At 73.9% G+C, this 25,524-nt stretch carries 23 protein-coding genes; 5 read left to right on the forward strand and 18 right to left on the reverse strand.

The genetic code is table 11. The features are described from left to right. From L6241_RS01950 to hemH, 4 genes are all read right to left on the reverse strand, one after another. Entirely contained in the window at positions 1-300 is a 300-nt protein-coding gene (locus L6241_RS01950) for a DUF4193 domain-containing protein (RefSeq protein ID WP_068275393.1), read from the reverse strand. Between the two features lie 148 nt (positions 301-448). Continuing rightward, positions 449-1,063 (reverse strand): maleylpyruvate isomerase N-terminal domain-containing protein, encoded by a 615-nt coding sequence (locus L6241_RS01955; protein WP_368244536.1) that lies wholly within the window; start codon positions 1,061-1,063, stop codon positions 449-451. Then, the gene (locus L6241_RS01960) at positions 1,060-1,935 is read right to left on the reverse strand and encodes an inositol monophosphatase family protein (RefSeq protein ID WP_229299030.1); all 876 of its coding nucleotides are present in this window, start codon (positions 1,933-1,935) and stop codon (positions 1,060-1,062) included. The genes L6241_RS01955 and L6241_RS01960 overlap by 4 nt, the downstream gene beginning before the upstream one ends. Continuing rightward, on the reverse strand, positions 1,932-3,035 hold the full coding sequence (gene hemH / locus L6241_RS01965) for a ferrochelatase (protein ID WP_368244537.1): 1,104 nt from the start codon (positions 3,033-3,035) through the stop codon (positions 1,932-1,934). Before hemH ends, L6241_RS01960 begins: the two co-directional genes overlap by 4 nt. A 94-nt stretch (positions 3,036-3,129) precedes the next feature. On the opposite strand from hemH, the gene sepH reads away from it, so the two are divergent. Both sepH and L6241_RS01975 read left to right on the forward strand, forming a co-directional pair. After that, the gene (gene sepH, locus L6241_RS01970) at positions 3,130-4,506 is read left to right on the forward strand and encodes a septation protein SepH (RefSeq protein ID WP_368244538.1); all 1,377 of its coding nucleotides are present in this window, start codon (positions 3,130-3,132) and stop codon (positions 4,504-4,506) included. Between the two features lie 4 nt (positions 4,507-4,510). Next, complete coding sequence (locus L6241_RS01975) at positions 4,511-4,906, forward strand: hypothetical protein (protein WP_368244539.1); 396 nt, start codon at positions 4,511-4,513, stop codon at positions 4,904-4,906. A 49-nt stretch (positions 4,907-4,955) separates the two neighbouring features. Here the strand turns inward: L6241_RS01975 and L6241_RS01980 are convergent, their stop codons facing one another. From L6241_RS01980 to L6241_RS02005, 6 genes are read right to left on the reverse strand one after another with little or no spacing between them, the layout of a single operon-like run. Next, complete coding sequence (locus tag L6241_RS01980) at positions 4,956-5,630, reverse strand: thymidine kinase (RefSeq protein ID WP_191681544.1); 675 nt, start codon at positions 5,628-5,630, stop codon at positions 4,956-4,958. Positions 5,631-5,641: 11 nt separating this feature from the next. Further along, the gene (locus L6241_RS01985) at positions 5,642-6,790 is read right to left on the reverse strand and encodes an alkaline phosphatase family protein (protein WP_368244540.1); all 1,149 of its coding nucleotides are present in this window, start codon (positions 6,788-6,790) and stop codon (positions 5,642-5,644) included. Positions 6,791-6,792: 2 nt separating this feature from the next. Then, positions 6,793-7,389, reverse strand: a complete 597-nt coding sequence (locus L6241_RS01990; protein WP_368244541.1) for a DUF5998 family protein — start codon at positions 7,387-7,389, stop codon at positions 6,793-6,795. A 49-nt stretch (positions 7,390-7,438) separates the two neighbouring features. Then, a complete protein-coding gene (locus L6241_RS01995; protein ID WP_368244542.1) occupies positions 7,439-10,108 on the reverse strand; it encodes a GNAT family N-acetyltransferase in 2,670 nt (889 codons plus the stop codon). 42 nt (positions 10,109-10,150) lie between these two features. Further along, positions 10,151-11,518, reverse strand: a complete 1,368-nt coding sequence (locus L6241_RS02000; RefSeq protein ID WP_368244543.1) for a hypothetical protein — start codon at positions 11,516-11,518, stop codon at positions 10,151-10,153. Then, positions 11,515-12,048, reverse strand: coding sequence for an RNA polymerase sigma factor (locus tag L6241_RS02005; protein WP_368244544.1), 534 nt, complete (start codon positions 12,046-12,048; stop codon positions 11,515-11,517). Before L6241_RS02005 ends, L6241_RS02000 begins: the two co-directional genes overlap by 4 nt. 179 nt (positions 12,049-12,227) lie before the next feature. On the opposite strand from L6241_RS02005, the gene L6241_RS02010 reads away from it, so the two are divergent. After that, positions 12,228-14,663 (forward strand): DNA topoisomerase (ATP-hydrolyzing) subunit A, encoded by a 2,436-nt coding sequence (locus L6241_RS02010; RefSeq protein ID WP_368244545.1) that lies wholly within the window; start codon positions 12,228-12,230, stop codon positions 14,661-14,663. Between the two features lie 91 nt (positions 14,664-14,754). Here the strand turns inward: L6241_RS02010 and L6241_RS02015 are convergent, their stop codons facing one another. The 4 genes from L6241_RS02015 to L6241_RS02030 form a co-directional block, all read right to left on the reverse strand. Beyond that, entirely contained in the window at positions 14,755-16,212 is a 1,458-nt protein-coding gene (locus L6241_RS02015) for an APC family permease (RefSeq protein WP_368244546.1), read from the reverse strand. Positions 16,213-16,504: 292 nt separating this feature from the next. Then, on the reverse strand, positions 16,505-17,926 hold the full coding sequence (locus L6241_RS02020; protein WP_368244547.1) for an aminotransferase class I/II-fold pyridoxal phosphate-dependent enzyme: 1,422 nt from the start codon (positions 17,924-17,926) through the stop codon (positions 16,505-16,507). Then, positions 17,916-19,043 (reverse strand): M20 family metallopeptidase, encoded by a 1,128-nt coding sequence (locus L6241_RS02025; RefSeq protein WP_368244548.1) that lies wholly within the window; start codon positions 19,041-19,043, stop codon positions 17,916-17,918. The genes L6241_RS02020 and L6241_RS02025 overlap by 11 nt, the downstream gene beginning before the upstream one ends. 4 nt (positions 19,044-19,047) lie before the next feature. Further along, positions 19,048-21,204 (reverse strand): type IIA DNA topoisomerase subunit B, encoded by a 2,157-nt coding sequence (locus L6241_RS02030; protein WP_368244549.1) that lies wholly within the window; start codon positions 21,202-21,204, stop codon positions 19,048-19,050. Positions 21,205-21,490: 286 nt separating this feature from the next. On the opposite strand from L6241_RS02030, the gene L6241_RS02035 reads away from it, so the two are divergent. Together L6241_RS02035 and L6241_RS02040 are read left to right on the forward strand one after the other, a co-directional pair. Next, positions 21,491-21,712: a hypothetical protein gene (locus L6241_RS02035; RefSeq protein WP_368244550.1), complete on the forward strand. Its 222-nt coding sequence runs from the start codon at positions 21,491-21,493 to the stop codon at positions 21,710-21,712. Between the two features lie 2 nt (positions 21,713-21,714). Then, positions 21,715-22,242, forward strand: a complete 528-nt coding sequence (locus L6241_RS02040; protein ID WP_368244551.1) for a DUF456 domain-containing protein — start codon at positions 21,715-21,717, stop codon at positions 22,240-22,242. Between the two features lie 161 nt (positions 22,243-22,403). Here L6241_RS02040 and L6241_RS02045 read toward each other — a convergent pair whose 3' ends face one another. From L6241_RS02045 to L6241_RS02060, 4 genes are all read right to left on the reverse strand, one after another. Further along, a complete protein-coding gene (locus tag L6241_RS02045; RefSeq protein WP_368244552.1) occupies positions 22,404-22,871 on the reverse strand; it encodes a DUF3040 domain-containing protein in 468 nt (155 codons plus the stop codon). A 45-nt stretch (positions 22,872-22,916) separates the two neighbouring features. Continuing rightward, a complete protein-coding gene (locus L6241_RS02050) occupies positions 22,917-24,170 on the reverse strand; it encodes a DNA polymerase IV (protein ID WP_368244553.1) in 1,254 nt (417 codons plus the stop codon). 24 nt (positions 24,171-24,194) lie between these two features. Then, a complete protein-coding gene (locus L6241_RS02055; protein ID WP_123092002.1) occupies positions 24,195-24,971 on the reverse strand; it encodes a methyltransferase domain-containing protein in 777 nt (258 codons plus the stop codon). Between the two features lie 91 nt (positions 24,972-25,062). Beyond that, positions 25,063-25,515 carry an SAV_6107 family HEPN domain-containing protein gene (locus tag L6241_RS02060; protein ID WP_368244555.1) on the reverse strand — a complete coding sequence of 151 codons (453 nt, stop codon included), beginning with the start codon at positions 25,513-25,515 and terminating at the stop codon, positions 25,063-25,065. Positions 25,516-25,524 lie beyond the last annotated feature (9 nt).

A 25,524-nucleotide genomic window follows, 5' to 3' on the forward strand; every position in this document is an offset into this window, starting at 1 on the left:
TCAGGCGGCGCACTCCCGGCAGATCGGGCCGGACGTGCCCTCGCTGGCGAGCTGGCTGCGGTGGTGGACGAGGAAGCAGCTGGTGCAGGTGAACTCGTCGGCCTGACGAGGCAGGACCCGCACCGACATCTCCTCACCGGAGAGGTCGGCCCCGGGCAGCTCGAAGCCCTCGGCCGCCTCGGTCTCGTCGACGTCGACGTTGCTCGACTGCTGGTCGGCTCGTCGAGACTTCAGCTCCTCGATGGAGTCCTCGGAGATGTCGTCGTCGGTCTTGCGTGGAGCGTCGTAGTCGGTTGCCATTGTGGTGGTCATTCCCCTCAGCGCGCGTGGTAGATCGTGGTCGGGTCGTGCAACGCACGACCCCGCAGTTTTGTGCCCGGCGGGGCGGATTGTGCCTGAGCGGGGGGCACGAGCGCCACCTGGGTTCGCAGGGGGAGACCGTGAGCCCTCACAGGAGGGAGAAACCTGGAGCAAGGACAGTACGCCCGGTGAGGGCGAGCAGCACCTGCGGGGCCTGCCCCGGCGCGATCCGCGCGCAGAGCGCGACAGCGGGCACGCACGCCTCGACGAGCTCGGCGGGCGGCTCCTGCCCGGTCGCCCGGGCGAGGTCGAGCCCGTGGACCGTGAGCTCGAGGGCCCGCGTCGGCAGGTAGTCGGCGAGCACGAGGGTGCCGAAGGGGGTGACCGCCGGGGTGTCGTCCGCGCTCTCGTGCACGACGCGCAGGGCGCGGTCCGCGGCTGCGTGCACGGCCGACCAGGGGTCGTCCCCGAGGGCCCGGCCGGCCGCACGGCCGCGCTCGGCGACGGCCGCGTCACCGGAGGGCAGCGCGCGCGCCGCGGCGTAGTAGCCCGCGGTGCCGAGGAGCTCGAGGTCCCGCCCGGGCTCGCGGCCCACGTAGTCGACGAGCGTGACGAAGGCCCGCGACGTGTGGCCGAGCAGGGAGCGCACGTCCCACTCCCCCAGCCCCGGCCGGTCGAGCTGCTCGGACGAGATCGCGTCGACGACCGCGAGCACGCCCGTGCTCGCGAGCTCGAACCAGGCGCGGGGGCCGACCTCGTTCATGACCGGTCGTGCTCCTCGCCCACGGCGTCGACCGCCTCGAGGACGGCCTCTCGCAGGGCCGCCTGGGTCCGCGGGGCGCCCGCGAGCGTCATCGCGCTGCTCGGGTCGCCGCCGTCGAGATCGGTGACCGCCGCCCCGGCCTCGGTGGCGACGAGCCAGCCTGCGGCGAGGTCCCACGGGTTGAGCCCGCGCTCGTAGTACACGTCGACGGTGCCGTCGGCGACCCGGCACAGGTCGAGCGCGGCGCTGCCCAGGCGGCGGATGTCGCGCACCTGCGGGAGCAGACGGGCGAGCACCTGCCCCTGCCAGGCGCGTCGGTCGGCCTCGTACCCGAAGCCCGTGGCGCACAGGGCCAGACCCAGCCCCTCCGCCTCGGCGACGCGAAGGGGGCGCGGCGCGCCTCCCCCTTCGCTCACGGTCGCGCCCTCGCCGAGGGCGGCGACGTAGGTGCGGCCGGCGACCGGGTCGACGACGGCGCCCGCGACGGGTCGCCACGCACCCGGCCGGGAGGGGTCGCCGACGACGACCGCGACGGAGACCGCGTAGGCGGCGAGGCCGTAGAGGTAGTTGACGGTGCCGTCGATGGGGTCGACGACCCAGGTGAGCCCGGAGGTGCCGGCGCTCCCGCCCTCCTCCTCACCGGCGAAGGCGTCCTGCGGCCGACGCTCGCCGAGGAGCGAGCGCAGGAGGTCCTGGCTGGCCTGGTCCATCACCGTGACGACGTCGGTGAGCGAGGACTTGGTCGTCGCGACACCGAGATCGGCCGGCCGGCGCTGGACGATCATCGTCGCGGCCTCCTCGGCGACCTCGCGGGCCACCTCGGCGAGGGCGCGGACATCGGTGCCCTCGGGCAGCGCGGGCGCGGTGCTCATGCGTGCTCGCCCACGGCGGGCAGCGCCTCGCGCAGGTTCGGGCAGCAGCCCGGCCGGCACGGCGTGGCCGCCGCCACGAGGCCCGCCCACGCCCGCGGCTCGACGTCCTCGCCGCGGCGCATCGCCGCCCGCTCCTGCGCGAGGTCGGCCAGACCCTCGACGAAGGCGGGGTGGGTGCCCACGGTCGGCACCCGCACGAGGCGCACGCCGTGCTCCTTCGCCGTCGCGGCGGCCTCGGTGTCGAGGTCGTAGATGACCTCCATGTGGTCGCTGACGAAGCCGATCGGCACGACGACGACGGTCCGCACGCCCTCAGCAGCGAGCTCCTCGATGCGGTCTCCGACGTCGGGCTCGAGCCAGGGCATGCTCGGCGGGCCCGAGCGGGAGCAGAAGGTCAGCTCGCCGGTGATCTCTCGGCCGAGCTGCTCGCTCGCGTGATCGCAGATCGCGGCGCCGAGGTCGGCGTGACCGCGCGAGTAGGCCCGCTCCTCGGCGTCGCCGGGGCCGGAGGTGATGTCCATCGTCTCGGGGATCGAGTGGGTGACGAAGAGCAGGGCGGGCGCCTCGTCGTCCTCGAGCACCTCGCGCAGGGCGGCCGTGACGAGCTCGGCGTTGGTCTGAGCGAAGCCGGGGTGCTGGCCGTAGGGGCGGACGAACTCGAGGTCGACGTCGAGCCCGTCGACGCGCACGTCGGCGAGGGCCGCGGCGAGGTCCTCGCGGTAGGAGCGGCACGAGGAGTAGGACTGCCAGGCGCTCGTGCGGATCGCGAGCACGTGTCGGGCGCCCTCGTCGGCGAGCTCGGCGAGGACGTCGGCGGTGAAGGGCGGGCTGTGCCGGTTGCCGAGGCGGACCGGCACGTCGATCTCGCGGCGGCGCAGCTCCTCGGTGAGCTCGGCGACGAGACGGCGACCGTGGTCGTTGATCGGCGATCGGCCGCCGAAGAGGTCGTAGTGCGCGCCGACCTCCCGGAGGCGCTCGTCGGGGATGCCCTTGCCCCCGGTGACACGGCGCAGGAAGGGCAGGACCTCGTCGGGCCCCTCGGGCCCGCCGAAGGAGTGGAGGATGATCGCGTCGTACGGGGCGATGGCGTCGTGCGGCATGGAGCCAACCGTAGTCGCGCGGCGTGGTGGCCCCGCCGCACGGGACGGGGGTGGCAGAGTCGCACCCGACCCCCGAAGAGCTGAGAGGACAGTCATGCGAGACCTTCGACTGATCGGCGTGCACGGCGACGGTGAGCACCTCGTCGTCGCCGACGGCGACGGCCAGGAGTACCGCGTCCGCATCGACGACCAGCTGCGCGCCGCCGTGCGCCGCGATCGTCCGCGCCTCGGGCAGCTGCAGATCGAGATGGACAGCACCGTGCGCCCGCGCGAGGTGCAGGCGATGATCCGCGCCGGGGCCTCCAGCGAGGAGGTCGCGGCCCGCACGGGCTGGAGCATGGAGAAGATCGCCCGCTTCGAGGGCCCGGTGCTCGACGAGCGCCAGCACGTCGCGAGCGCCGCCCAGCGGGTGCGCGTGCGCGGCCAGGGCTCGGGGTCCGACGAGACCCTCGGCGGCCGGGCTGCCTCGCGGCTGGCGTCGCGCGGCGTGCCGGAGGAGGCCGTCCTGTGGGACTCCTCGCGTGACGCCGAGGGGCAGTGGAGCGTCACCGTGACCTTCGCGGCAGGGGGCAAGGAGCGCACCGCGCGCTGGTGGTTCGACCGGGCCGGCATGAGCGTCGTCGCCGCCAACGACGAGGCGCGCTGGCTCTCCGAGGCCGACGCCGCCGAGAGCGCCGTGCCGACCCCCCACCGGCCGACCGCCGTCTTCGACGTCGAGGCCCAGGAGCGACGCGAGCCCGACGAGCTCATGGCCTCGATGCGCGAGGCGGCCCGTGGCCGCCGTCGTGGCCGTCGCCGCCCGAACCACGTCGAGCCCCCGCTCCCCCTCGAGGGCGACGAGGCCGGCACCCCGCTGCCGACCGAGCTCCCGCCCGGGGCGAAGGGGGTCCACCCCCGTGACGAGGATCGCGCGGCTGCGGCCGCCGAGCCGGTCGAGGCCGTGGAGCCGCAGGACGCCACCGGCCCCCAGCAGAGCGAGCAGCTGCTCGAGGTCGAGCCGGTCGTCGAGCCGGCCGAGCCGGTCGAGCCGGTCGTCGAGGACGGCGGGGCACCTCACGCCGACGCGACGGCGCAGGCCGGCGTTCTCGAGGACACGACGCCCGAGCCGGTCGGCGAGGACGCCGACGAGGAGCCCGAGACCCCGGAGGCCGAGACATCTCGACCCGAGACCCCGGAGGCCGAGACATCTCGACCCGAGACCCCGGAGGCCGAGACCCCTCGGCCCGAGGCGCCGGAGGCCGAGGCACCGCAGCCCGAGGCCCCGGCGGCCGCCGGTCCGGACGAGGCCGACGCCGCGGTGGGCGCCTCGGAGGATGCCGAGACGACCCCCCAGCCCGACCCCGAGCCCGAGCCCGAGCCGGCCCCCGAGGCCCCTGCTCCCGGGCCCAAGAGCTCCGGCGGTCGCCGCAAGGGTCGCGCCAGCGTCCCGAGCTGGGACGACGTGATGTTCGGCGCCAAGCGCGGCGAGTGACCCGGTGACCGCCGCAGCCACGACGGCTGCGCTCGTCCTCGAGACCGATCTCACCGCGCTCGTCTGGGGCGTGCGCATCATGCTCGTCGTCGTCAGCCTGGGCCTCGCGCTCGTGCTCGTCGGCATGCCCGTCGTCTTCTCCCGCCCGGTCCTCACCGAGCTGCTGCGCGCACGCGCCCTCGGCGACCCGTGGGCCCCCTTCGCCCCCGACGGGGCGGGCCGCTACGGGCCGCTCGCGCAGAACCGCCACTGGGCGGTCAGGCGCGCCCCGGCCCGCCGCACGACCGCCGGGCTCGCCTGGCGGTGGGGCTGGTGGGTCGTCTCCGCCGTCGTCCTCGTCGGCGGGGGCCTCGTCGGCTTCGTCAGCTTCATGAGGCTCGTCGTCACCTTCTGGATCTGATCGACCCCGCCCCGGGCCGGCACCGCCTCTGCGGCGACCTCGGGGGCCCTCAGGCGCGCGGCGGCACCGGGCAGGCGTCGAGGTCGAAGGGGAGGACGTCGGCCGAGAGCGCGGCGGCGTGGGCCGCGTGCGAGCTCATCCGGCGCATGTGGTGACGACGGCAGAGCACCTCGTACTCGACCTCCTGGGTCCCGTCGGTCGTGTCACCGACGACGACCTGCTCGCCCTCGACGACCATCGAGCCGTCGACGACGCGGGCGTTGTGGGTGGCCCGGGCACCGCACCAGCACAGCGCGGCGACCTGGAGGACCTGGGTGCGGTCGGCGAGCTCGACGAGCCGTTGCGACCCCGGGAAGAGCTGGGTGCGGAAGTCGGCCATGATGCCGAAGGCGTAGACCTCGATGTCGAGCTCGTCGACGACGCGCGCGAGCTGCTCGACCTGGGCCGGTGAGTAGAACTGCGCCTCGTCGCAGATGAGGTAGTCGACCTTGCCCCCGCTCGTCAGCTGGGCGACGACGACCTCCCAGAAGTCGAGCTCCTCGTGGACCTCGACGGCGCCCGTCGACAGGCCGAGGCGCGAGGACAGCACCGAGTCGCCGGCCCGGTCGAGCCGGGTGAAGATCAGACCCTCGCGGCCGCGGGCGCGGTGGTTGTGGTCCATCTGGAGGGCGAGGGTGGACTTGCCGCAGTCCATGGTGCCGGAGAAGAAGACGAGCTCAGCCACGGTCGGACAGCCTAGGCCCGTCGCGCCGGCGCGCAGAGCCACGGCACGGCGACCTCGTCGAGGGTGACCGACCCGTGCAGGCCGACGAGCGCCAGCAGCTCGGGACGGTGACGGCGCGAGTCCCCCACGGCGAGCTCGCCGGTCATCGTCGCGACCACCTCGCCGATCCGGGGCCGCACGCGGTCCTCGACGGGACCGAACCACCCGGCCGAGACGGCCTCGTCGCGGGTGACGACGACGGCGTCCTCGCCCAGCCGCTCCCGCCACGCGGCGAGCACGTCGTCGACGGCGCCGGGCAGGCAGTGCAGCTGCACCGAGCGCGGCTCGCCGGACACCTCGGCCACCCCGGCCGCGAGATCGGGCTCGTGGGCGACGTCGAGACGGCGGTCCATCGCGACGTCGACCATGCCGTGGTCGGCGGTGACGTGCAGCGCGCAGTCGGGCGGCAGCGAGGCGGCGAGCCGCCGCAGCTCGGCGTCGACCGCCTCGAGCTCCTCGCCCCACTGCCACGAGCCGCAGCCGTGCACGTGCCCGACCTTGTCGAGGTCGCCCCAGTAGAGGTAGACGAGGGCTCGCGAGCTGGTGCGCAGCGCGGCGAGGGTCGCGTCGACCCGCTGCGCGAGGCTGGAGGCGGCGACGAAGCGGCCGCCGCGCAGGGCGGCCTCGGTGAGGCCGGAGCCGTCGAAGAAGCCCGGGCCGACGCGGACCGTCTCGACCCCGGCCGCCGACGCGGCCTCGAAGACGGTCGGGTGCGGCTGCCAGTCACGAGGGGCCGGGCCGTCCTCCCAGGACAGCTCGTTGAAGGCGCGCCCCGTCGCCGGGTCGTACGCCTCGTAGCCGACGAGGCCGTGCTCGCCGGAGAGCCGGCCGGTGCCGAAGGTCGCCATCGACGTCGCGGTCGTCGAGGGGAAGCCGCAGGCCACCGAGCGCGACCCGGGCGCCGCGGCGAGCCCGCGCAGGTAGGGGGCATGACCGCCCCGCCGGGCGAGGAGCTCGGCGCCGAGCCCGTCGACGAGCACCACGACGGCGCGCCGGGCGGGCTCGAGCACCCGGTCACCAGGGCGGGCGAGACCGGCGACCCCGAGGCTCGTCGCGACGCTGGGCAGCAGACGGTCGAGCAGACCGTCGCCGACGACCGGCAGGGCCGGGGCGGGGGGCACGCTCAGACGCCGACGCGGGCCGAGAGGTCCCGGGCGAAGGTCACCGCAGCGTCGAGCGCGCCACTGCCCTCGGCCTCGGCGCTGATGCGCAGCGAGATGTCGTCGGCGGCGATCGTGCCCTCGTAGCCGTGGTCGGCGTCGCACGAGGGGTCTGCGCACACGGCGGGGAGCAGGTCGACCCGGCTCACGGTGCCCCAGCCGACGGTAAGGGTGAGCTCGCGCCCGAGGGACCCGGGCACGTACTCGCTCGGCTTGGGCACGACGTGGGTGAGCATGACCCCGCGCACGGCGCGAAGGGGGATGCACTCGGTCGTCGCGGTCGCGACGTCCTCGCGGGTGGTCTCGTCGTCGGGGAAGTCGTCGGCGTGGGCGATGACGAGGCGGGTGCTCGTCGTCACCAGCGCGGTGATGTGCCGGCGCACCGACTCCTGGTCGAAGGTCGTCTCCTGGTGCACGAGGTGGGAGATGACCTCCTCCTCGCCGACGGCGGCGCGGATGATGTCGGCGACGAGGTCGGGGTAGTACCCGGCCCGCGCGATCGCGTCGAGGAGGGGGGACGGCAGGACGATCCTGGTGAGATCGGTGGGCACCTGGGACATGACCCCCATTCTGCCGCAGGGCGAGGACACCCCGGACCACCCGCAGGGCTCAGGTCATCGCCCGGCGACCGGGGTCCTTGCGGCGCAGCGGCGGGGCGAGGTGGATCTGGGCCCCGAGGACGCTCGCCCCCTTGCCGTGGGCCATCACCGGGTCGAGGACGACGGAGGCGATCTCGACGAAGTCCTCGGACATGAGCGACAGCCGCCCGAGGACGTCCTCGAGCGCGCCCCGGTCGACCGGGGTCGCGCCCTTGTGACCGTGCAGGAGGGGCGCGAGCTTGATGTCGTCGACGATCTCGCGCACGTCGACGTCGGTGAGCGGCGGGATGCGGTAGGCGATGTCGTCGAGCAGCTCGGTCGGCGCACCGGCGAGGCTGAAGGAGATGACCGGGCCGAAGAGCGGGTCCTCTACGGTCCCGAGGACGCACGACGTGCCCTGCGGCGCCATCCGCTGGACGACGAAGTAGTTCGCGTCGAGCGGGGCGAGCCGGGCGTCCATCGCCTCGAAGGCCGCCCGCACGTGCTCCGGCTCGGTGAGGTCGACGCGCACGGCGTCGAGCAGCGAGTGCCCGCGCACCAGGGGCGAGAGCGACTTGAGGACGACCGGGTAGCCGACCTCCTCCGCCGCGGCGACCGCCTCGTCGGCGCTCGCGACCTCGATGCGACGCCACAGGTCGATGCCGTAGGCGGCGAGCAGGTCATGCGACTCGTCGTCGGTGAGGGCGCGCCCCTCCGGGTACTCGGCGAGCACCGAGTCGACGAGCTCTCGGGCGGCGGTGCGGCGCACCCCGTCGCGCACGACGGGCTCGCCCTTGTCCTTCGTGCGCCACCGGCCGTACTGCGTGGCCAGGCCGAGCGCGCGGATGGCGTCCTCGGGCATCGCGTAGAGCGGCACCGCCTCGCGCGGCACGTCCCCCGAGCTCGCGCCGGGGTCCTCGGCGACGAGCGACCCGGTGTCGACGCCCCGCATGCCGAGGAGGTTGCCGACGCAGGGCTTGCTCGAGCGCTTCGCCGCGTAGCGCACGGCCTCGACGACGTCGTGCTCGACGGCGCCGATCGGAGGGATGAAGGACACGACGACGCTGTCGACCTGCTCGTCGGCGAAGGCGGCGTCGACCGCGGCCCGGAACTCCGAGGGCGTGGCCTCCGTGCGCACCGACACCGGCCCGTGGGTGACCTCGAGCCCCCACGCCGCGGCGCTGCCGGCGCTGATCGTGCCGAGCTGGTGGGAGTTGGAGACGATGGCCACGCGGTTGCCCTCGGGCAGCGGCTGGTGCAGGAGCAGCTGGGCCGCGTCGAACATCTGGTGGACGTTCTCGACGTGGATGACACCGGCCTGCGCCATGATCGCGCGGAAGGCGTGGGGGCGCACGGTCGTCGAGCGCACCCGGTGGCCCGGCACCTCCTCCATCGGGGACTTCACGACGATGACCGGCTTGGTCATCGCGAGCGCCCGGGCGATCCGGGAGAACTTGCGCGGGTTGCCCATCGACTCGAGGTAGAGACCGACGGCGTGCGTGCTGTCGTCGTCGACCCAGTACTGCATGACGTCGTTGCCGGAGACGTCGACGCGGTTGCCCGCGGAGAGGAAGACCGAGACCCCGAGGTTGCGTCGGGCAGCGGAGTCGAGGTTCGCGACCGCGAGGGCCCCGCTCTGGGAGTACAGCCCGAGGTGGCCGGCGGGCGGGGTCGTCGGGCTGAGACTGGCGTTGAGCCGGACGCCCTCGTCGTTGTTGAGGATCCCGAAGGAGTTCGGCCCGATGACCCGCATGCCGTTGTCGCGCGCGACGCGCAGCACCCGCTGCTGCAGCGCCGTGCCCTCCTCGCCCTCCTCCGCGAAGCCCGAGGAGATGACGAGGAGGCCGCGGACCCCCTTCGCCGCGCACTCCTCGACGACCCCGGGCACGGCGCTCGCCGGCACGGCGACGACGGCGAGGTCGACGGCCTCGGGCAGGTCGGTGATGCTCGGGTAGGCGGGCACCCCGAGCAGACGGTCAGCCTCGGGGTTGACGGGGTAGACCTCGCCGGTGAAGCCGCCGTCGAGGACATGACGCATCACCTGGTGGCCGATCGCGCGCTCGCGCCGGCTCACGCCGACGACGGCGATGCTGCGCGGGTGGAGCAGGGCCGACACGCTCTCGGCCTCGGCGCGGTGCTCGCGGGCGAAGCGCACCGACAAGGACTGCGCGGTCGGCTCGATGTCGAAGTGGAGCATGACGACGCCGTCCTCGAAGCGTCGGCTCACCTCGTAGCCGGCGTCGGAGAAGACGGAGAGCATCTTGCGGTTCTGCGGGAGCACCTCCGCCTCGAAGCGGGTGATGTCGTGCTCCTGGGCGATCGCCGCGAGGTGCTCGAGGAGCACCGAGCCGATGCCCTTGCCCTGGTAGTGGTCGCTGATGTTGAAGGCGACCTCGGCGCTCGTCGGCGCGATCCGGTCGTAGCGGCCGATCCCGATGATCTCGTCGCGGATGAGCGCGACGAGCGCCATCCGGTCGACGTAGTCGACATTCGTGAAGCGCTCGACGTCGCGCTCGCTCAGCCGCCGGATCGGCGCGAAGAAGCGCAGGTAGATCGACTCCTCGGACTGCCCCGCGTGGAAGCGGTGGATGCCCTCGGCGTCGCTCGGACGGATGGGTCGCAGCCGGGCGACGGTGCCGTCGCGCAGCACGACGTCAGCCTCGGCCAGATGGGGGTACCCCGGTGGGAGCGCCTCGCTCATGCGTCCGATCCTGCCATGCCCCTCGCCCGTCGAGCGCGACGCTCAGGGCGCGAGGACCTCGACCCGCCAGGACTGGCCGCCGTCGGTGCTCTCGAGGAAGCCCTCGGAGTCGTCGGCCAGGCCGTAGACGCGGTCGTCCCCGCCCGCGGCCACCCACGACCACTGGACGGAGTCGGCCTTCGCCACCCGCCAGCTCGCACCGCCGTCGGTCGTGCGCAGGGCACGGCCTCCGGCCTCGCCCCGGGTGACGGCGACCGCCGTCCCGGGCTGGGTCTGCGCGTACCCGGCGACCGTGCCGCCGACGGCGACCGAGGGGCTCGCCGGCGACCAGTTGACCCCGTCGTCGGTGGAGGTGCGCACCCGGATCGAGGTGCCGCCGTCGTCCCCGGGCGTGCCGCACAGCGCGCTCAGCGGGCCCTCGCCGTCGGCCGGGGTGCCGAAGAAGACGGTGTCGCCCTCGTCGCACGGCTCGAGGTGCTCGGCCTGCTCACCGATCCGGTAGGTGCGGCTGCCGTCAGCGGTGCCGACGGAGAGGTAGGCGCGAGGTCCGCGCACGACGAGCTGCGCCCCGGTGATGCCCGAGACGTCCTCGTCGAGGACGACGACGTCGGCGCTGCTGTCACCGGTGCCGGCCCGGTAGACGCGAAGGGGGCCGGCGCACCCCTGCTCGGTGCACTCCCCCGCGCTCACGAGGTGCACGACGCCGTCGTCGACCTCGGTGGCGACGATCGTGCCGCCCGGGTAGGGCATGTCGGCCCACGTCGTGCCGCCGTCGGTCGTGCGTCGCAGCACCGACCCGGCGAGGTAGCCGGTGTCGGCGCTCGCCCAGCGCAGGATGCCCACCTGGTCGGGCTCGACGGCGATCCCGCCGGGCGGGGCGACGGAGAGGTCGGGCAGGGCGGCGGTGTTGATCCAGCTCTGGCCGTCGTCGGTCGTGCGCAGCAGCAGCGGGCAGGTGGTCTCGGCGCTGCACCGCGCCTCGCCCAGCACCGCGCGGGTGCGGTCGTCGCCGGCGCTCACCGAGCGGGCGAGGAGCTGGCCGTCGGCCGGCTCGGCGCGTGAGGCGGTCGGGGCCGGGGTCGTCGCCTCGCTCGGCTCGGGCAGGCTCACCGTCGTCGGGTCACCGGCCGGTCGCAGCTCCCCCTGACCGGTCCCGAGCACCCCCACGCCGACGGCCGTCGCCACGGCGGCGACGGCGGCGGCCCCGGCGACGAGCCAGCCGGTGGAGCGACGCCGACCGGTCCGACCGGCGCGCAGCACCCCCTGGAGGTGCACGTCGTGCCCGGGGAGCTCCTCGACGAGCTCGCGCTCACGGGCGAAGAAGGCGTCGACGGGGTCGTCGCGCCGGGTGGGGTCGTCCATCAGCCTGCCGAACGTCTCGAGGTCGTCGTGCTCGTCACGGGGGATCATCGGGCGCCCTCCAGCATGGCAGCCAGGGACGTGCGGGCCTCGAAGAGGTCGCGCTTGACCGCGCCCTCGGACTTGCCGAGCTGGGTGGCGACGGAGCCGACGGAGAGGTCGGCGAAGTAGTAGAGCAGCACCGCCACGCGCAGCCGGTCGGGCAGCGACTGGACGGCGGTGCGCACGGAGACCTGGGTCGCGACGTCGGGGTCGTCCCGCCCCTCGGCCGGGGCTCCCCCTTCGTGACGCAGGTAGGCGGAGTGCTCCCGCCCGCGCTTGCGCCAGTGGTCGCGCACGAGGTTGGCGGTCACCGCGTAGAGCCACGCCTTGGGCTCGTCGACCCGGCCCCACTCGCGCACGAGCTTGACGAAGGCCTCCGTCGCGAGGTCGTGGGCGAGATCGGGGTCGCCGACGAGACGGTTGGTCCAGCCCGCCAGACGCCCGTAGTGCGCGTCGTAGACCTCCCGCAGCTCCGCATCGACGTCCGTGCGGGCTCGCGCCATCGTCACCCCTTCGCTCCTCGGGAGGACGATGCTCATGGCGGTCATGCCTGTGAGACGCCGCAGCCCCCTGCGTGGTTCGGGGTGATCTTGGCAGAGTCCCCCCGGCGGCGCAGGCGGGCACCCCGCGACCCGCCGTCGGGGTGTCATCACGGGGCTGACGGTGCGATCGGCGAAGATGGGGTCCTCCCCTGCCCGACGAAGGAGCACCCGCACGCATGGCCCGCCGCACCACCACCCCCGCGCCGCCCCCCGTCCCGGAGCGGATCGTCGACATCGACGTCGCGGACGAGATGCGCGGCGCGTTCCTCGAGTACGCGGTCTCGGTCATCCACGCACGCGCGCTGCCGGACGCCCGCGACGGGCTCAAGCCGGTGCACCGCCGGATCCTGTACTCGATGAGCGAGATGGGGCTGCGTCCCGAGCGCGGCCACGTGAAGTCCAGCCGCGTCGTCGGCGAGGTCATGGGCAAGTACCACCCGCACGGCGACACCGCGATCTACGACGCCCTCGTGCGCCTCGCCCAGCCCTTCGCCATGCGGCTGCCGCTCGTCGACGGGCACGGCAACTTCGGCTCGCTCGACGACGGCCCCGCGGCCTCGCGCTACACCGAGGCGCGGATGGCGCCCGCGGCGCTGCTCATGGTCGCCAGCCTCGACGAGTCCACCGTCCCCTTCGTCCCCAACTACGACGACCAGCTCACCCAGCCCGAGGTGCTGCCGGCGGCCTACCCGAACCTCCTCGTCAACGGCACGACCGGCATCGCCGTCGGCATGGCCACCCAGATGCCGCCGCACAACCTCGTCGAGGTCATCGGCGCGGCCCGGCACCTGCTCACCCACCCGCAGTGCTCGCTCGACGACCTCATGCGCTTCGTGCCCGGCCCCGACCTGCCCGGCGGCGGGCGCATCGTCGGTCTCGACGGCATCCGCGACGCCTACCTGCGCGGTCGCGGCAGCTTCCGCACCCGGGCCACCGTGCGGGTCGAGAAGGTCTCGCCGCGCCGGCAGGGCATCGTCGTCACCGAGCTGCCCTACCTCGTCGGCCCCGAGAAGGTCATCGAGAAGATCAAGGACGGCGTCCAGGGCAAGAAGCTCGAGGGCATCGCCGACGTCAAGGACCTCTCGGACCGCACGAAGGGCCTCGGCCTCGTCATCGAGATCAAGAACGGCTTCAACCCCGAGGCCGTCCTCGAGAAGCTGTACAAGCTGACGCCGATGGAGGAGAGCTTCTCCATCAACAACGTCGCCCTCGTCGACGGCACGCCCCGCACGATGGGCCTCAAGGAGCTGCTCACCGTCTACGTCGACTTCCGGGTCGACGTCGTGCGCCGCCGCACCGAGCACCGGCTGGGCAAGAAGCGCGACCGCCTGCACCTCGTCGACGGCCTGCTCGTCGCGATCCTCGACATCGACGAGGTCATCCAGCTCATCCGCAGCAGCGACGACGCGGGCACGGCCCGCCAGCGCCTCCAGGAGGTCTTCGACCTCAGCGAGGTCCAGGCGAGCTACATCCTCGACCTCCAGCTGCGCCGCCTGACGAAGTTCTCCCGGATCGAGCTCGAGCAGGAGCAGGAGGACCTGCGCCGCCAGATCGCCGAGCTCGAGGAGATCCTCGGCGACGAGCGCGTGCTCACCCGCCTCGTGTCCTCCGAGCTCGCCGAGGTCGCCAAGCAGCACGGCACCCCGCGCCGCACGGTGCTCCTTGAGTCCGCGGGTGCGCCCGCGGCGACGAGCACCCCGCTCGAGGTGAGCGACGACCCGTGCTGGGTGCTCCTGTCGAGCACCGGTCTGCTCGCCCGCACGACGAGCGAGCAGGAGCCGTCGCGCGAGGGCTCGCGCTCGCGCCACGACGCCGTCGTCTCCGCGGTGCGCAGCACCGCCCGCGGTGAGATCGGGGTCGTGACGAGCGCGGGTCGCGTCGCCCGGGTGAGCGCCCTGGAGCTGCCGACGCTGCCCCCGACGAACGACGCCCCCTCCCTCTCCGGCGGCGCGCCGGTCGGCGCCTATGTCGACCTCGGCGCCGACGAGCGGGTGCTCGCGCTGCTCTCCCTCGCCGAGGACTCGCCCGGCCTGGCGCTGGGCACCGCGAGCGGTGTCGTCAAGCGGGTCTCCCCGGAGGTGCCGAAGGGGGCGCTGTGGGAGGTCGTCTCGCTCAAGGACGGCGACGAGGTCGTCGGGGCCGTCGAGCTGCGCACCGGCGAGGAGGAGCTCGTCTTCGTGACGAGCGACGCCCAGCTGCTCCACTTCTCCGCCTCGACCGTCCGCCCGCAGGGCCGCGGCGCCGGAGGCATGGCCGGCATCCGCCTCTCGTCCGGCGCTCGGGTGATCTACTTCGGGGCGGTCGACCCCGCGCGTGATAACGTCGTCGTCACCGTGAGCGGGTCCTCCGACGCGCTGCCCGGGACCGACCCGGGCGCGATCAAGGTCACCCCCTTCGCCGAGTACCCGGGCAAGGGCCGCGCGACCGCCGGCGTGCGGGCGCACCGCTTCCGCGGCGGCGAGGACACGCTGCTCCTCGCGTGGGCCGGGCGGGCGGACGCCCGCGCGAGCGCGTCGAACGGCGTGGCCGTCGACCTGCCGGTGGCCGACGGCCGCCGCGACGGGTCGGGCACGCCTGCCCAGCGCGCCATCGGGGGCATCGGGGGTTGGTGAGCGCCGGGGGCTGGTGACGGCCGCGTCCGACGGGCGGACATGACGACGGGCCGGGGCAGATGCCCCGGCCCGTCGTCGTGCGATCGGTGGATCACTCGTGGTCGATGTGCTCCGGGTCGCGCATGAAGGTGCGCTTGCCGTAGACCGCCCGGTTGACCACCCAGGTGATCGCCCAGAGGACGACACCGACGGCGAGCAGGCCGCCGGCGATCTCGTACTGCTGCTGCTGCTCCTCGCTACGGGCCCACGGACCGGCGAGGAAGGCGCAGAGCACGGCGCCGATGACGGGCAGGACCGTCGGCGCGTTGAAGTGCGCGCGGCCGACGTGGTCGCGCCGCAGCACGAGGACGGCGATGTTGACGACGGTGAAGACGCACAGCAGGAGCAGCGCGGTGGTGCCGCCGAGCAGCGAGACCGTGCTGGCGCCCTCCTCGCTGCCGTTGGCCCGCACGACGTAGGTGATGAGGCCGAAGGCGAGGACGGTCGTGAAGACGATCGCGAGCCACGGGGTCTGGCGGCCGCGGTGGACCATGCCGAGCGGACGCGGCAGCACCTCCTGGCGCGCCATGCCGTAGACGAGCCGGCTGGCCATGAGCATGTTGATGAGCGCCGAGTTCGCCACGGCGAACATGCCGATCCACGGGAAGATCTTGTCGAAGGGGATGCCCGGGGCTCCCGCGGCGACGACCTGGGTGAGCGCCGAGGGCTTCTCCGGGTCGATGAGCGAGCCGACCGGCACGAGCGCGACCGCGGTGATCGCGACGAGCACGTAGATCAGACCGGTGATGCCCAGGCCGGTGAGCATGACCTTCGGGAAGATCCGCACGGGGTCCTGGGTCTCCTCGGCCATGTTGACAGAGTCCTCGAAGCCGACCATCGCGAAGAAGGCCAGCGAGGTGGCCGCCGTGACGGCGAAGAAGGTGGACTTGTCGCTCGGGCTCTCGAAGACGACGACCCGGCTGAAGTCGGCCTTGCCCTGGGTGACGGCGTAGAGACCGATGAAGATGATGAGGAGCAGACCGGAGAGCTCGACGAGCGTGAGCACGACGTTGGCCTTGACGCTCTCGCCGACGCCGCGGAAGTTGATCGCCGCGACGAGGGCCATGAAGCCGAGCGCGATGAGCAGCAGCGGCGTCGAGCCGGCCGCCCAGTCGGCACCGATCCCGTCGCGCAGGAAGCTGGCGAAGGCGTTCGACGCGGTGGAGGCCGAGGTGATGCCCGAGCACATGACGGCGAAGGCGACGATGAAGGTGACGAAGTGGATGCCGAAGGCCTTGTGGATGAAGGTGGCGGCTCCACCGGCCTGCGGGTACTTCGTCACGAGCTCGAGGTAGGAGAAGGCGGTGATCGTCGCGACGACGAAGGCCGCGAGGAAGGGCGCCCAGGCGGCGCCGCCGACCTCGGCCGCGACCTGTCCGGTCAGCGCGTAGACGCCGGTGCCGAGGATGTCGCCGACGATGAAGAGCAGGAGGAGCTTGGGCCCCATCACCCGGCGCAGCTCGGTGCGCTCCTCCCCGGTACCGGGGTCCGATGTGGCGGTCTCGGACATGTGGCCTCCCAGGTGTGCGTGCTCGCAGACGGACGTCCGGAGTGTGGCTAACCGTGGCCCAGATCACCGGTCGGGGCAACAACGTCGCGCCCGGCGTGTCGCACTCGTGACCCCCACGGTGGCCGAGCCCTTCGCTGGTCGAGGTGCGAAGGGCGCGCAGCGCCCGAGCCCTTGATGGTCGAGGTGCGAAGGGCGCGCAGCGCCCGAGCCTCGAGACCACTGGCCCCGACGAAGGGGTGGTCTCGAGGCTCCTTCGTCGCACCTCGACCACCAGGGTCCCGTCGCGGGGGGCTCAGCGGGACACGACGCGCAGGGTGGCGAGGGTGGGGTCGGCGGCGTAGGCGATGCGGACCCCTGCCCGCCGCGCCTGGTCGAGCGCGTCGAGGCTGTCCTGGGTCACGAGCTCGCCGGGGGCGAGCACCGGGATGCCGGGCGGGTAGGGCGCGACGAGCTCGGCGCACACTCGGCCCACGGCCGCGGCTAGCGGCACCGCCTCGTGCGGGGCGAACCACGCCGCCCGAGGAGACATCGCGACGACCGGCTCGACGCGGTACATCGCCGGCCCGGTGACGGCGCGTGGCGCGCCCCGGTGCCGGTCCACCGACGCGACGAGCGCGTCGCCCAGCGGCTCGAGGGTCGAGCCGTCGTCGGCGAGAGAGACGACCGCGACGAGCACGTCGCGGTCGGCGGACTCGACCGGCATGCCCTGGGCGATGAGGTCGGCCTCGACGGCGTTGCCGTCGACCCCGGCGCCCGACAGGACGAGGGTGAGCTTGAGCGGGTCGACGCCGGGCCCGTCGAGCACGACGAGCCCCTCGACCCCCCGGAGCCGGTCGCGCACCCGCGCGGTGGCCTCGATCGCGCGACCGAGCAGCTCCTCGCCGTCGCGCTCCAGCAGCGCCCGGGCGGCATCGGTGCTCGCGAGCACCGCGCCCGCGGGGCTCGTCGTCGCCCCGGCCTCGACGGCGGCGTCGAGCCGGGCCGGGTCGACGCGCTCGGTGCGGGCGAGGACGAGGGCGGCCTGGCTCCACGCGGGCAAGGTCTTGTGCGCGCTCGTCACGACGAGGTCGGCCCCCAGCCGCAGGGCGTGCCGCGGCAGGTCGGGGTGGAAGCCGAAGTGCGCGGCCCAGGCCGCGTCGACGACGAGGGGCACGCCGTGCTCGTGGGCGACCGCGGCCAGCCCGGCCACGTCGCCGGTCGTGCCCACGTACGACGGGTCGCCGACGAGGACCGCGCGAGCCCGGGGGTGCTCGGCGAGCGCCCGGCGCACGGTGGACGGCGAGACCCCGGCCGGCAGCCCCGTGGTCGCGTCGACGTCGGGCCGCACCCACACGGGCGTGAGCCCGGCGAGGACGAGCCCGACGAGCACGGAGCGGTGCAGGGTCCGGCTGACGACCACCTCGTCGCCGTCCCCGGCCACGGCGAGCACCGCCGCCTGGTTGGCGTGCGTCGCGCCACCGGTGGAGAAGCGGCACACGTCGGCTCCCCACAGCCGAGCGGCCCGCCGCTCGGCCTCGACGAGCACGCCCGTCGTGAGCTTCATCGTGTCGAGGCCGGCGTAGAGCGGCACGTCACCGGCGACGACGTCACCGACGAGATCGGTGCGCTGCTTGTGGCCGGGGATGGTGAAGGGCGTGGGCGGGTGCTCGCGCTGGCGCAGCCACGCGTCGAGCAGGGGCGCGTCAGCGCGCAGGCCGCGGGGGTCAGCCGGCATCGCGCGCCCACCCGACGAGGACGTCGCCGAGGGTCCTGGCGAGCGCGCGCACCTGACGCAGGTCGACCCACTCGTCGACGGCGTGGAGCCCGCCGCCCGACGGCCCGCACACGAGGGTCGGGCACAGCTGCTGCCACATCGGCGCCTCCGTCCAGTACGGCGCGTCGAAGGTCGCGTCCGTGCCGAGCGCCCCGCCCAGCCGTCGCGCGAGGTCGGCGGCCGGCCCGTCGGCGTCGAGCCGCCAGCCGTCGCGGTGCGCGACGAGCTCGACGGTCGCGCCCCACGCGGGGTCGAGGAGCGCCCGGACCTCGTCGAGCGCCTCCTCGCTCCCCCGGTCCGGGGGCAGCCGCATCTCGACGACGCACGACGCACGGTCCGGGACGGCGAAGGGGGACAACCCCCCGCTGACGACGGTCGCCATGAGGTCGCCGCCGGCCGCGCGCACGGCGTCGGCGCGTGCGTCCACGGCGTGCAGGAGACGACCGAGGTGGGTCACGGCGTTGACGCCCAGCTCGGCCTGCGAGCTGTGCGCGGCGCGCCCGGGCAGCTCGACCCGGACGACGGCGAAGCCCCGCAGCGAGCGGCACAGGGCGAGGTCAGTGGGCTCGGCGACGAGGCACACGTCCGGGCGAACGCCTCGGCGCCGCAGCGCGCGGAGGACGGCCTCGCTGCCGAGGTTGGCGTCCTCCTCGTCCGCGACGAGCGCGAGGACGGGCCGCACCGGCGCCCCGGTGGCGACGAGGTGCTCGGCCACCGCCACGACCGCGGCGATGCCGCCCTTCATGTCCGCGGCGCCGCGCCCGAGCAGCCGGTCGCCCTCGACGCGCGCCTCGAAGGGCGCGTCCATCCCGCTCACCCCCACGGTGTCGAGATGCCCGTTGAGCACGACGGTGGGCAGGTCCTCGCCCCCGCGGGGCATGGCGACGAGGCTCGGCCGGTCGTCCAGGCCCGGTGCCGGGACGACGGTCGTCACCAGACCGGCGGCCTCGAGCCGGTCGCGCAGGTGCTCGACCACGCGCCCCTCGCCCGCAGCCCCGGGCACGAGCCCCGGGTTGACGCTGTCGACGGCGACGAGCTGCTCGAGCAGCGCGACCGCCGCGGTCCCGGGGTCCGTCATGGGCCTAGGCGTCGATGCGCTCGCGGTCGAGCTCGCTGGCCGAGGAGACGATGAACTCACGACGCGGGTCGACGTCCTTGCCCATGAGCAGCTCGAAGACCTCGGCGACCGCGTCGACGTCGGCGAGCGTGACCCGGCGCAGCGTGCGATGGGCGGGGTCCATCGTCGTCTCGGCGAGCTGGTCGGCGTCCATCTCGCCCAGGCCCTTGTAGCGCTGGATGGGCTGCTTGATCGAGCGGCCCTTCTTCTGCAGGCCGGCGAGCGTCGAGCGCATCTCGGCCTCGGAGTAGGTGTAGATGAGCTCGTTCTTCTTCGACCCGGGGTGCACGACCTCGATGCGGTGCAGCGGGGGCACCGCCGCGTACACCCGCCCGGCCGCGACGAGCGGCCGCATGTGGTTGAAGAAGAGGGTGAGCAGCAGCGTGCGGATGTGGGCGCCGTCGACGTCGGCGTCGGTCATGATGACGACCTTGCCGTAGCGGGCCGCGTCGAGGTCGAAGGATCGCCCCGAGCCCGCGCCGATGACCTGGATGATCGAGGCGCACTCCGCGTTCTTGAGCATGTCGCCGATCGCGGCCTTCTGGACGTTGAGGATCTTGCCCCGAATCGGCAGCAGCGCCTGGAACTCGCTGTTGCGGGCCTCCTTGGCCGTGCCCATCGCCGAGTCGCCCTCGACGATGAAGAGCTCGGTCGCCTCGACGTCGTTGCTGCGGCAGTCGCGCAGCTTCGGCGGCAGGGTCGAGCTCTCGAGCGCGTTCTTGCGGCGCTGCGTCTCCTTGTGCACCCGCGCGCTGATGCGCGACTTCATCTCGGCGACGACCTTCTCGAGCAGCTGGGCGGACTGCTGCTTCTCGCCCCGCTTCGTGCTCGTCAGCTGCGCCGTGAGCTCGGTCTCGACGACCTTGGCGACGATGGTGCGCACCGCCGACGTGCCGAGCACCTCCTTGGTCTGGCCCTCGAACTGCGGCTCGGCGAGGCGGACGGTGACGACCGCCGTCATGCCGGCGAGCACGTCGTCCTTCTCGACCTTGTCCGAGCCGACCTTGAGCTTGCGCGCGTTGACCTCGAGCTGCTTGCGGAAGACCTTGAGCAGCGCCTGGTCGAAGCCGGTGAGGTGGGTACCCCCCTTCGGCGTCGCGATGATGTTGACGAAGCTCGACACCCGGGTGTCGTAGCCGGTGCCCCACCGCAGCGCGATGTCGACACCGCACTCGCGCTCGACCTCGGTCGGGGACATGTGCCCCGAGGCGTCGAGCACGGGGACGGTCTCGGTGAAGGTGCCGCTGCCCTGGAGCCGCCACACGTCCGTGACCGCGGGGTCGGGGGCGAGGAAGTCGACGAACTCGGCGATGCCGCCGTCGTGGACGAAGACCTCCTCGACCGGGCCGTCCTCCCCCTTCGTCCCGGGCAGGCGGCGCTCGTCACGGATGACGAGGGTGAGCCCGGGCACGAGGAAGGAGGTCTGCCGGGCCCGGGCGACGAGCGCGTCGTAGTCGAAGCCGGACTCGGTGGGGAAGATGTGCGGGTCGGCCCAGTAGCGGATCCGGGTGCCGGTGGCGCCCCGCTTCGCCCTGCCGACGACGGCGAGCTCGCTGCCCTTCTCGTACGGCGTGAAGTCGTGCTCGGGGTCCTTCGCGCCCTCCGAGCCCGCGACGTCGGAGAAGACACCGGGCTCTCCGCGGCGGAAGGACATCGCGTAGGTCTTGCCCGCCCGGTCGACCTCGACGTCGAGCCGCGCCGAGAGCGCGTTGACGACGGAGGCGCCGACGCCGTGCAGCCCGCCGGACGCGGTGTAGCTGCCCCCGCCGAACTTGCCGCCCGCGTGCAGCTTGGTGAAGACGACCTCGACACCGGTGAGCCCCGTGCGCGGCTCGATGTCGACGGGGATGCCGCGCGCCTGGTCGCGGACCTCGACGGAGCCGTCACGGTGCAGGACGACGTCGATCCGGTCGCCGTGGCCGCCCAGGGCCTCGTCGACGGCGTTGTCGATGATCTCCCACAAGCAGTGCATGAGACCGCGGCTGTCGGTGCTGCCGATGTACATTCCGGGCCGTTTGCGGACCGCCTCGAGCCCCTCGAGCACCTGGAGGTGGTGCGCGGTGTAGTCCTGGGCGGTCTTGCTGCTCGCCCTCTTGGCGGCGGTCCTGGTCGCGGCTGGCACGGGGTCGGTACGTCCTTCGGCTCGGTCGGCGGGGTGGATGCGTCCGCCACGTGCAGGGTAGTCCGGGCCCTCTGACAACCCGAGCAGGCGCGCGAAGGGGGACCCTCGGCCACCCGTCTGCGGTCACCTCGGACGGGTCGAGGCCGTGCGGGAGCCGTCCCGCAGCCTGGACAAGGGGCGCGCCTCACGCGCCCGATGCCCCTCGGGAAGGGATCGGCGTGCTTGACTGTTGGACACCTCGAGACCCTCCCGGTCTCGAGCAAGTGTCATTGAAAGAAGGAACGACGTGAACGCGACCCTGGTCTCTCCCCTGACCGCGGCCGACCGCTGCGACCGCTGCGGGGCTCAGGCCTACGTCCGCGCCCGGCTCCACGCCGGCGGTGAGCTCCTCTTCTGCGCCCACCACGGACGTGAGCACCTGCCCAAGCTGCGCGACCTGGCCGACATCGACGACCAGAGCGAGCGACTCGAGGAGACGCCGGCACTCGCCGCTGACGACGAGCGCTGAGCGTGACCGGTCTGCTCGACCTGGCCGGCGTGGCACCTGATGCCACGCCGGCCGCTCTGTGGCTGCTCGTCCCGCTCTTCGCCGTGGGGGTCTTCGGGATCGTCTTCCCGATCCTGCCCGGTCTCATCGTCTGCCTCGGCACGGTGCTCGTCTGGGCCCTCGAGGTCGGCGGCACCCGCGCCTGGGTGACCTTCGGCGTGGCCGCCGCGATCTACCTGCTCGCCGTCGTGCTCCAGATCACCATCCCCGGCCGCAAGATGAAGGCCGAAGGGGTGGGCGGGGCCACCATCCTCCTCGGTCTCGCCGCCGCGGTCGTCGGCTTCTTCGTCGTCCCGGTCGTCGGGGCGCCGCTCTTCTTCGTCGCCGGGATCTACCTCGTCGAGCTCTCGCGCTACCGCGACGGCCAGCGGGCGTGGGCCGCGACCCGCTCCGCCCTCAAGGGCGTGCTGCGCAGCATGGGTGTCGAGCTGAGCGCCGCGATGCTCATCGCGATCACCTGGGGCGTCGGCATCGTGAGCCACTCGATCTGAGCCGCACGGCAGACCGGTCGCACGACGTGCACGAGCCGGGCCCGACAGGGCCCGGCTCGTCGTGCGTGCGCGGCAGTCGCCGATGGGTCCACCCACGGCTGCTCCGATGATCAGCACCTGTTGGTGATCAGCACCTTCTGGTGATCAGCACTTTCCGGTGATCAGTACCCGCCGCCGCCGTGTCGGCGCTGCTCCCAGCGCTGCTCGAGACGCTGCATGAAGGTCCCGGCCTTCTGCGGGCGGGCGGCCCGACCGGGTCGTGCGGCCCCCTTCGCCGGTCGTCCGGCACGCGCGGCCCGGGGGACGCGACCGCCGGGCTTGTGCGGGGCGCCGAGCGAGCCGTCGGCCTGCACGGCCTGGAGCCCGCCCTCGCGGCGCGGCGCGAGGGCCACGGCGAGAGAGGCGACGATGACGACGAAGCCGACGACGCCGACCCACACCGAGGTCGAGACCCCGAGGAGGACGAGACCGAGACCGGCGACGACGCCGACGGCGCCGATGATGCGACGGCGGCGCAGGTCACCCCCGAGGGGCCCGCCCTTCATGCTCGTCGCGAAGCGTGGGTCCTCCGCGTAGAGGGCCTGTTCCATCTCCTCGAGCATCTGCTGCTCGCGCTCTGACAGAGCCACTGATCCTCCTGCACGTCTGCGACCCACGACCTTGGTCGGTACCGATCAGTCTAGGTCGCGCTCGCCGCTCGTGGTAGACCGGCCACCCCTGATCAGGCTGGCGGGCTGCACGCTGCCCGTGCCGAAGCGCGCGGAGGCCCTGTCCACCGCCCGGTCCGCGTCGCGCCAGCCGTGCTCGGGCTCATCGAGCAGACCCTGGACAGGGGTGCTCGCAGAGTCGCTCAGCCCCTCGACCCGGACCCCGACGAGACGGATCCGCGCCTTCTGCACCCCCTGGCCGTCGTAGAGCTCGCGGGCGACGGCGTAGATGTCGCGGCTGACGTCGGTGGGGGTCGACAGCGAGCGCGACCGGGTGATCGTCGTGAAGTCCGAGAAGCGCACCTTGATGCTCACCGTGCGCCCGACGAGGGCCTGGGCGCGCAGGCGTGCGGCAGCCTTCTCGGCCAGGCCGAGGAGCACCCGGCGCACGACCTCCGGGTCCCCGACGTCGCTGGAGAAGGTGCGCTCGTGCCCGATGCTGCGCTCGCGGTGCACGGGCTGGACGTGGCGCGGGTCCCGACCCCACGCGAGGTCGTGCAGGTGGGCGCCGGTCGCGGCGCCGAGGTCGCGCACGAGCTGCTCGCGCGGGGTGCGGGCGATGTCGGCGACGGTGCGCAGCCCGAGCCGGGCCAGCGTCTCCTCCGTGCGGTCGCCGACGCCCCACAGCGCGCCGACGGGGAGCTGCTGGACGAAGTCGACGACCTCGTCCGCCGGCACGAGCAGGACCCCGTCGGGCTTGGCCAGGCCGGACGCGAGCTTGGCGACGAACTTCGTGCTCGCGATGCCGACGGAGCAGGTGATCCCCTGCTCGGCCCGCACCTGGGCGCGGATCCGCTCCGCGATCGCCGTCGGCGCCCCGAGCAGGCGCGTGGCCCCCGAGACGTCGAGGAAGGCCTCGTCGAGGCTGATCGGCTCGACGAAGGGGGTGATCCCCTCGAAGATCCGCATGACCCCCTTCGAGACCGCGGAGTACTCGTGGTGGTCGGGGGCGAGGACGGTCGCCCGGGGGCACAGCCGGCGGGCCCGGACCATGGGCATCGCCGAGGTCACGCCGAAGGCGCGGGCCTCGTAGGTCGCCGACAGCACGACGCCGCGCTCTCCCCCGCCGATGATCACCGGGGTCCCGACGAGCTCGGGGTGGTGGCGCAGGGTGACGGAGGCGTAGAAGGCGTCCATGTCGACGTGCATGACGCCGCAGCCGGTCTCGTCGAGCGGGCGGTCGTGCGGGCCCTCGGGGACCCGGAACTGCCGCCGGCTCATCGCCGCGCACCCCGGATCACGCCGTCAGTCCTTGCGGGCGAGGGCGTGCAGCTGCGAGCCGAGGTGGCTGAGCACCGAGCGCTCCTCGTCGGCGACGCTCGCCTGCTCGAGCGCGAGCACGTCGGCGCGGTCGGCCTCGGAGTCGAGCAGCGCCCCGGGCACGAGGTCGCTGAAGATCCGCACGCCGTGGATCGCCTCGACGGTGAATCCGGCCCGACCGAGCCGGGCCACGACGTCGCCCTGGTCGAAGCGACGCGGCATCGGGTCGCCGCTCCCCCACCGCCCGTCCGGGCTCGCGAGCGCGGCCCGGGCCTGGTCGAAGCGACCGGCGAGCGCCCGGGCGACGACGGCGGCCAGGCGCTGCGCGGTGACGAGGCTGAGGTAGCCGCCGGGCGCGAGGACGTCGGCGATCCGGCACAGCGTGGTGTCGGGGTCGTCGACGACCTCGAGGGTCCCGTGGCAGCACACGAGGTCGACGCTGCCGGCGGCGAGCACCTCCGAGAGGGTGTCCGCGTCGCCCTGGACGGCGCTGATGCGGGCCGAGGCGCTCGACTCGGCGCTGCGCCGTCGTAGCGAGGCGAGGGCGTCGGCGCTCGGGTCGACGACGGTCACGGTGTGCCCCTGCTCGGCGAGCGGCACGGCGAGCCCACCGGTGCCACCTCCGAGGTCGAGGACCCGCAGGGCACGGCCGAGCTCGCGCTGCCGCTCGGCGGTCAGCGTGGAGACCTCGGACCACACGGCGGCGGTCCGCAGGTTGCTCTCGACCCCCCGGCGGCGGGCGGGTCGGCGTTCGTCGCTCACGGTGCTCCCTTCGTGCGCCACGGGTGCGGCACGTGGATGCCCCAACCCTAGTTCGGCCCGGGCCACGGGTGCGACCACCCCGCGGGCGGGGTCACGACGCCTCGGCGTCCTCGACCCGCCCGGCGCCGCCCGGGCCCGTCGCGGGCAGACCGGTGCTGCTCAGGCTGACGGGCACGAGGGTGGCGGGCAGGCTCGGCGCCGGCAGCCCGAGCGTCGCCGCGGCGACGAGGAGGAAGTCCTCGCCCGCGCGCAGCAGGTCGTCGACCCCGCGGACGTCGTGGGGAGGTCGACGCTCGGCCCGCTCGAGGTGCGCCGCCCACTCCGAGAGCTCGGGGGCGACCCGTGCGAGCACCTGCCACGTGCTGCTCGGGCTGCCCGCCGCCTGGCCCGGGCGCCCGCGCGCCGCGAGGACGGCCGCCGCCACCCGCAGCGTGCCGAGCCGGGTGGCGGCGAGCCGCTCGGGGGCCTCGCGCACCCAGTGCGCCTCGGTGAGGGCGTCGGCGGCGTCGGCGAGGAGCCGGCCGACCTGCTCGATGTCTGCCATGCCGTGCAC

It is taken from the genome of Janibacter sp. Y6, assembly GCF_040900765.1.
Lineage (GTDB): Bacteria > Actinomycetota > Actinomycetes > Actinomycetales > Dermatophilaceae > Marihabitans > Marihabitans melonis.

Excerpts from the sequence above, each read along its gene's own strand:
- L6241_RS01950 (WP_068275393.1), bottom strand. The coding sequence starts at position 300 with ATGGCAACCGACTACGACGCTCCACGCAAGACCGACGACGACATCTCC.
- L6241_RS01955 (WP_368244536.1), bottom strand. The coding sequence starts at position 1,063 with ATGAACGAGGTCGGCCCCCGCGCCTGGTTCGAGCTCGCGAGCACGGGC.
- L6241_RS01960 (WP_229299030.1), bottom strand. The coding sequence starts at position 1,935 with ATGAGCACCGCGCCCGCGCTGCCCGAGGGCACCGATGTCCGCGCCCTC.
- hemH (WP_368244537.1), bottom strand. The coding sequence starts at position 3,035 with ATGCCGCACGACGCCATCGCCCCGTACGACGCGATCATCCTCCACTCC.
- sepH (WP_368244538.1), top strand. The coding sequence starts at position 3,130 with ATGCGAGACCTTCGACTGATCGGCGTGCACGGCGACGGTGAGCACCTC.
- L6241_RS01990 (WP_368244541.1), bottom strand. The coding sequence starts at position 7,389 with ATGTCCCAGGTGCCCACCGATCTCACCAGGATCGTCCTGCCGTCCCCC.
- L6241_RS01995 (WP_368244542.1), bottom strand. The coding sequence starts at position 10,108 with ATGAGCGAGGCGCTCCCACCGGGGTACCCCCATCTGGCCGAGGCTGAC.
- L6241_RS02000 (WP_368244543.1), bottom strand. The coding sequence starts at position 11,518 with ATGATCCCCCGTGACGAGCACGACGACCTCGAGACGTTCGGCAGGCTG.
- L6241_RS02005 (WP_368244544.1), bottom strand. The coding sequence starts at position 12,048 with ATGAGCATCGTCCTCCCGAGGAGCGAAGGGGTGACGATGGCGCGAGCC.
- L6241_RS02010 (WP_368244545.1), top strand. The coding sequence starts at position 12,228 with ATGGCCCGCCGCACCACCACCCCCGCGCCGCCCCCCGTCCCGGAGCGG.
- L6241_RS02015 (WP_368244546.1), bottom strand. The coding sequence starts at position 16,212 with ATGTCCGAGACCGCCACATCGGACCCCGGTACCGGGGAGGAGCGCACC.
- L6241_RS02020 (WP_368244547.1), bottom strand. The coding sequence starts at position 17,926 with ATGCCGGCTGACCCCCGCGGCCTGCGCGCTGACGCGCCCCTGCTCGAC.
- L6241_RS02025 (WP_368244548.1), bottom strand. The coding sequence starts at position 19,043 with ATGACGGACCCCGGGACCGCGGCGGTCGCGCTGCTCGAGCAGCTCGTC.
- L6241_RS02050 (WP_368244553.1), bottom strand. The coding sequence starts at position 24,170 with ATGAGCCGGCGGCAGTTCCGGGTCCCCGAGGGCCCGCACGACCGCCCG.
- L6241_RS02060 (WP_368244555.1), bottom strand. The coding sequence starts at position 25,515 with ATGGCAGACATCGAGCAGGTCGGCCGGCTCCTCGCCGACGCCGCCGAC.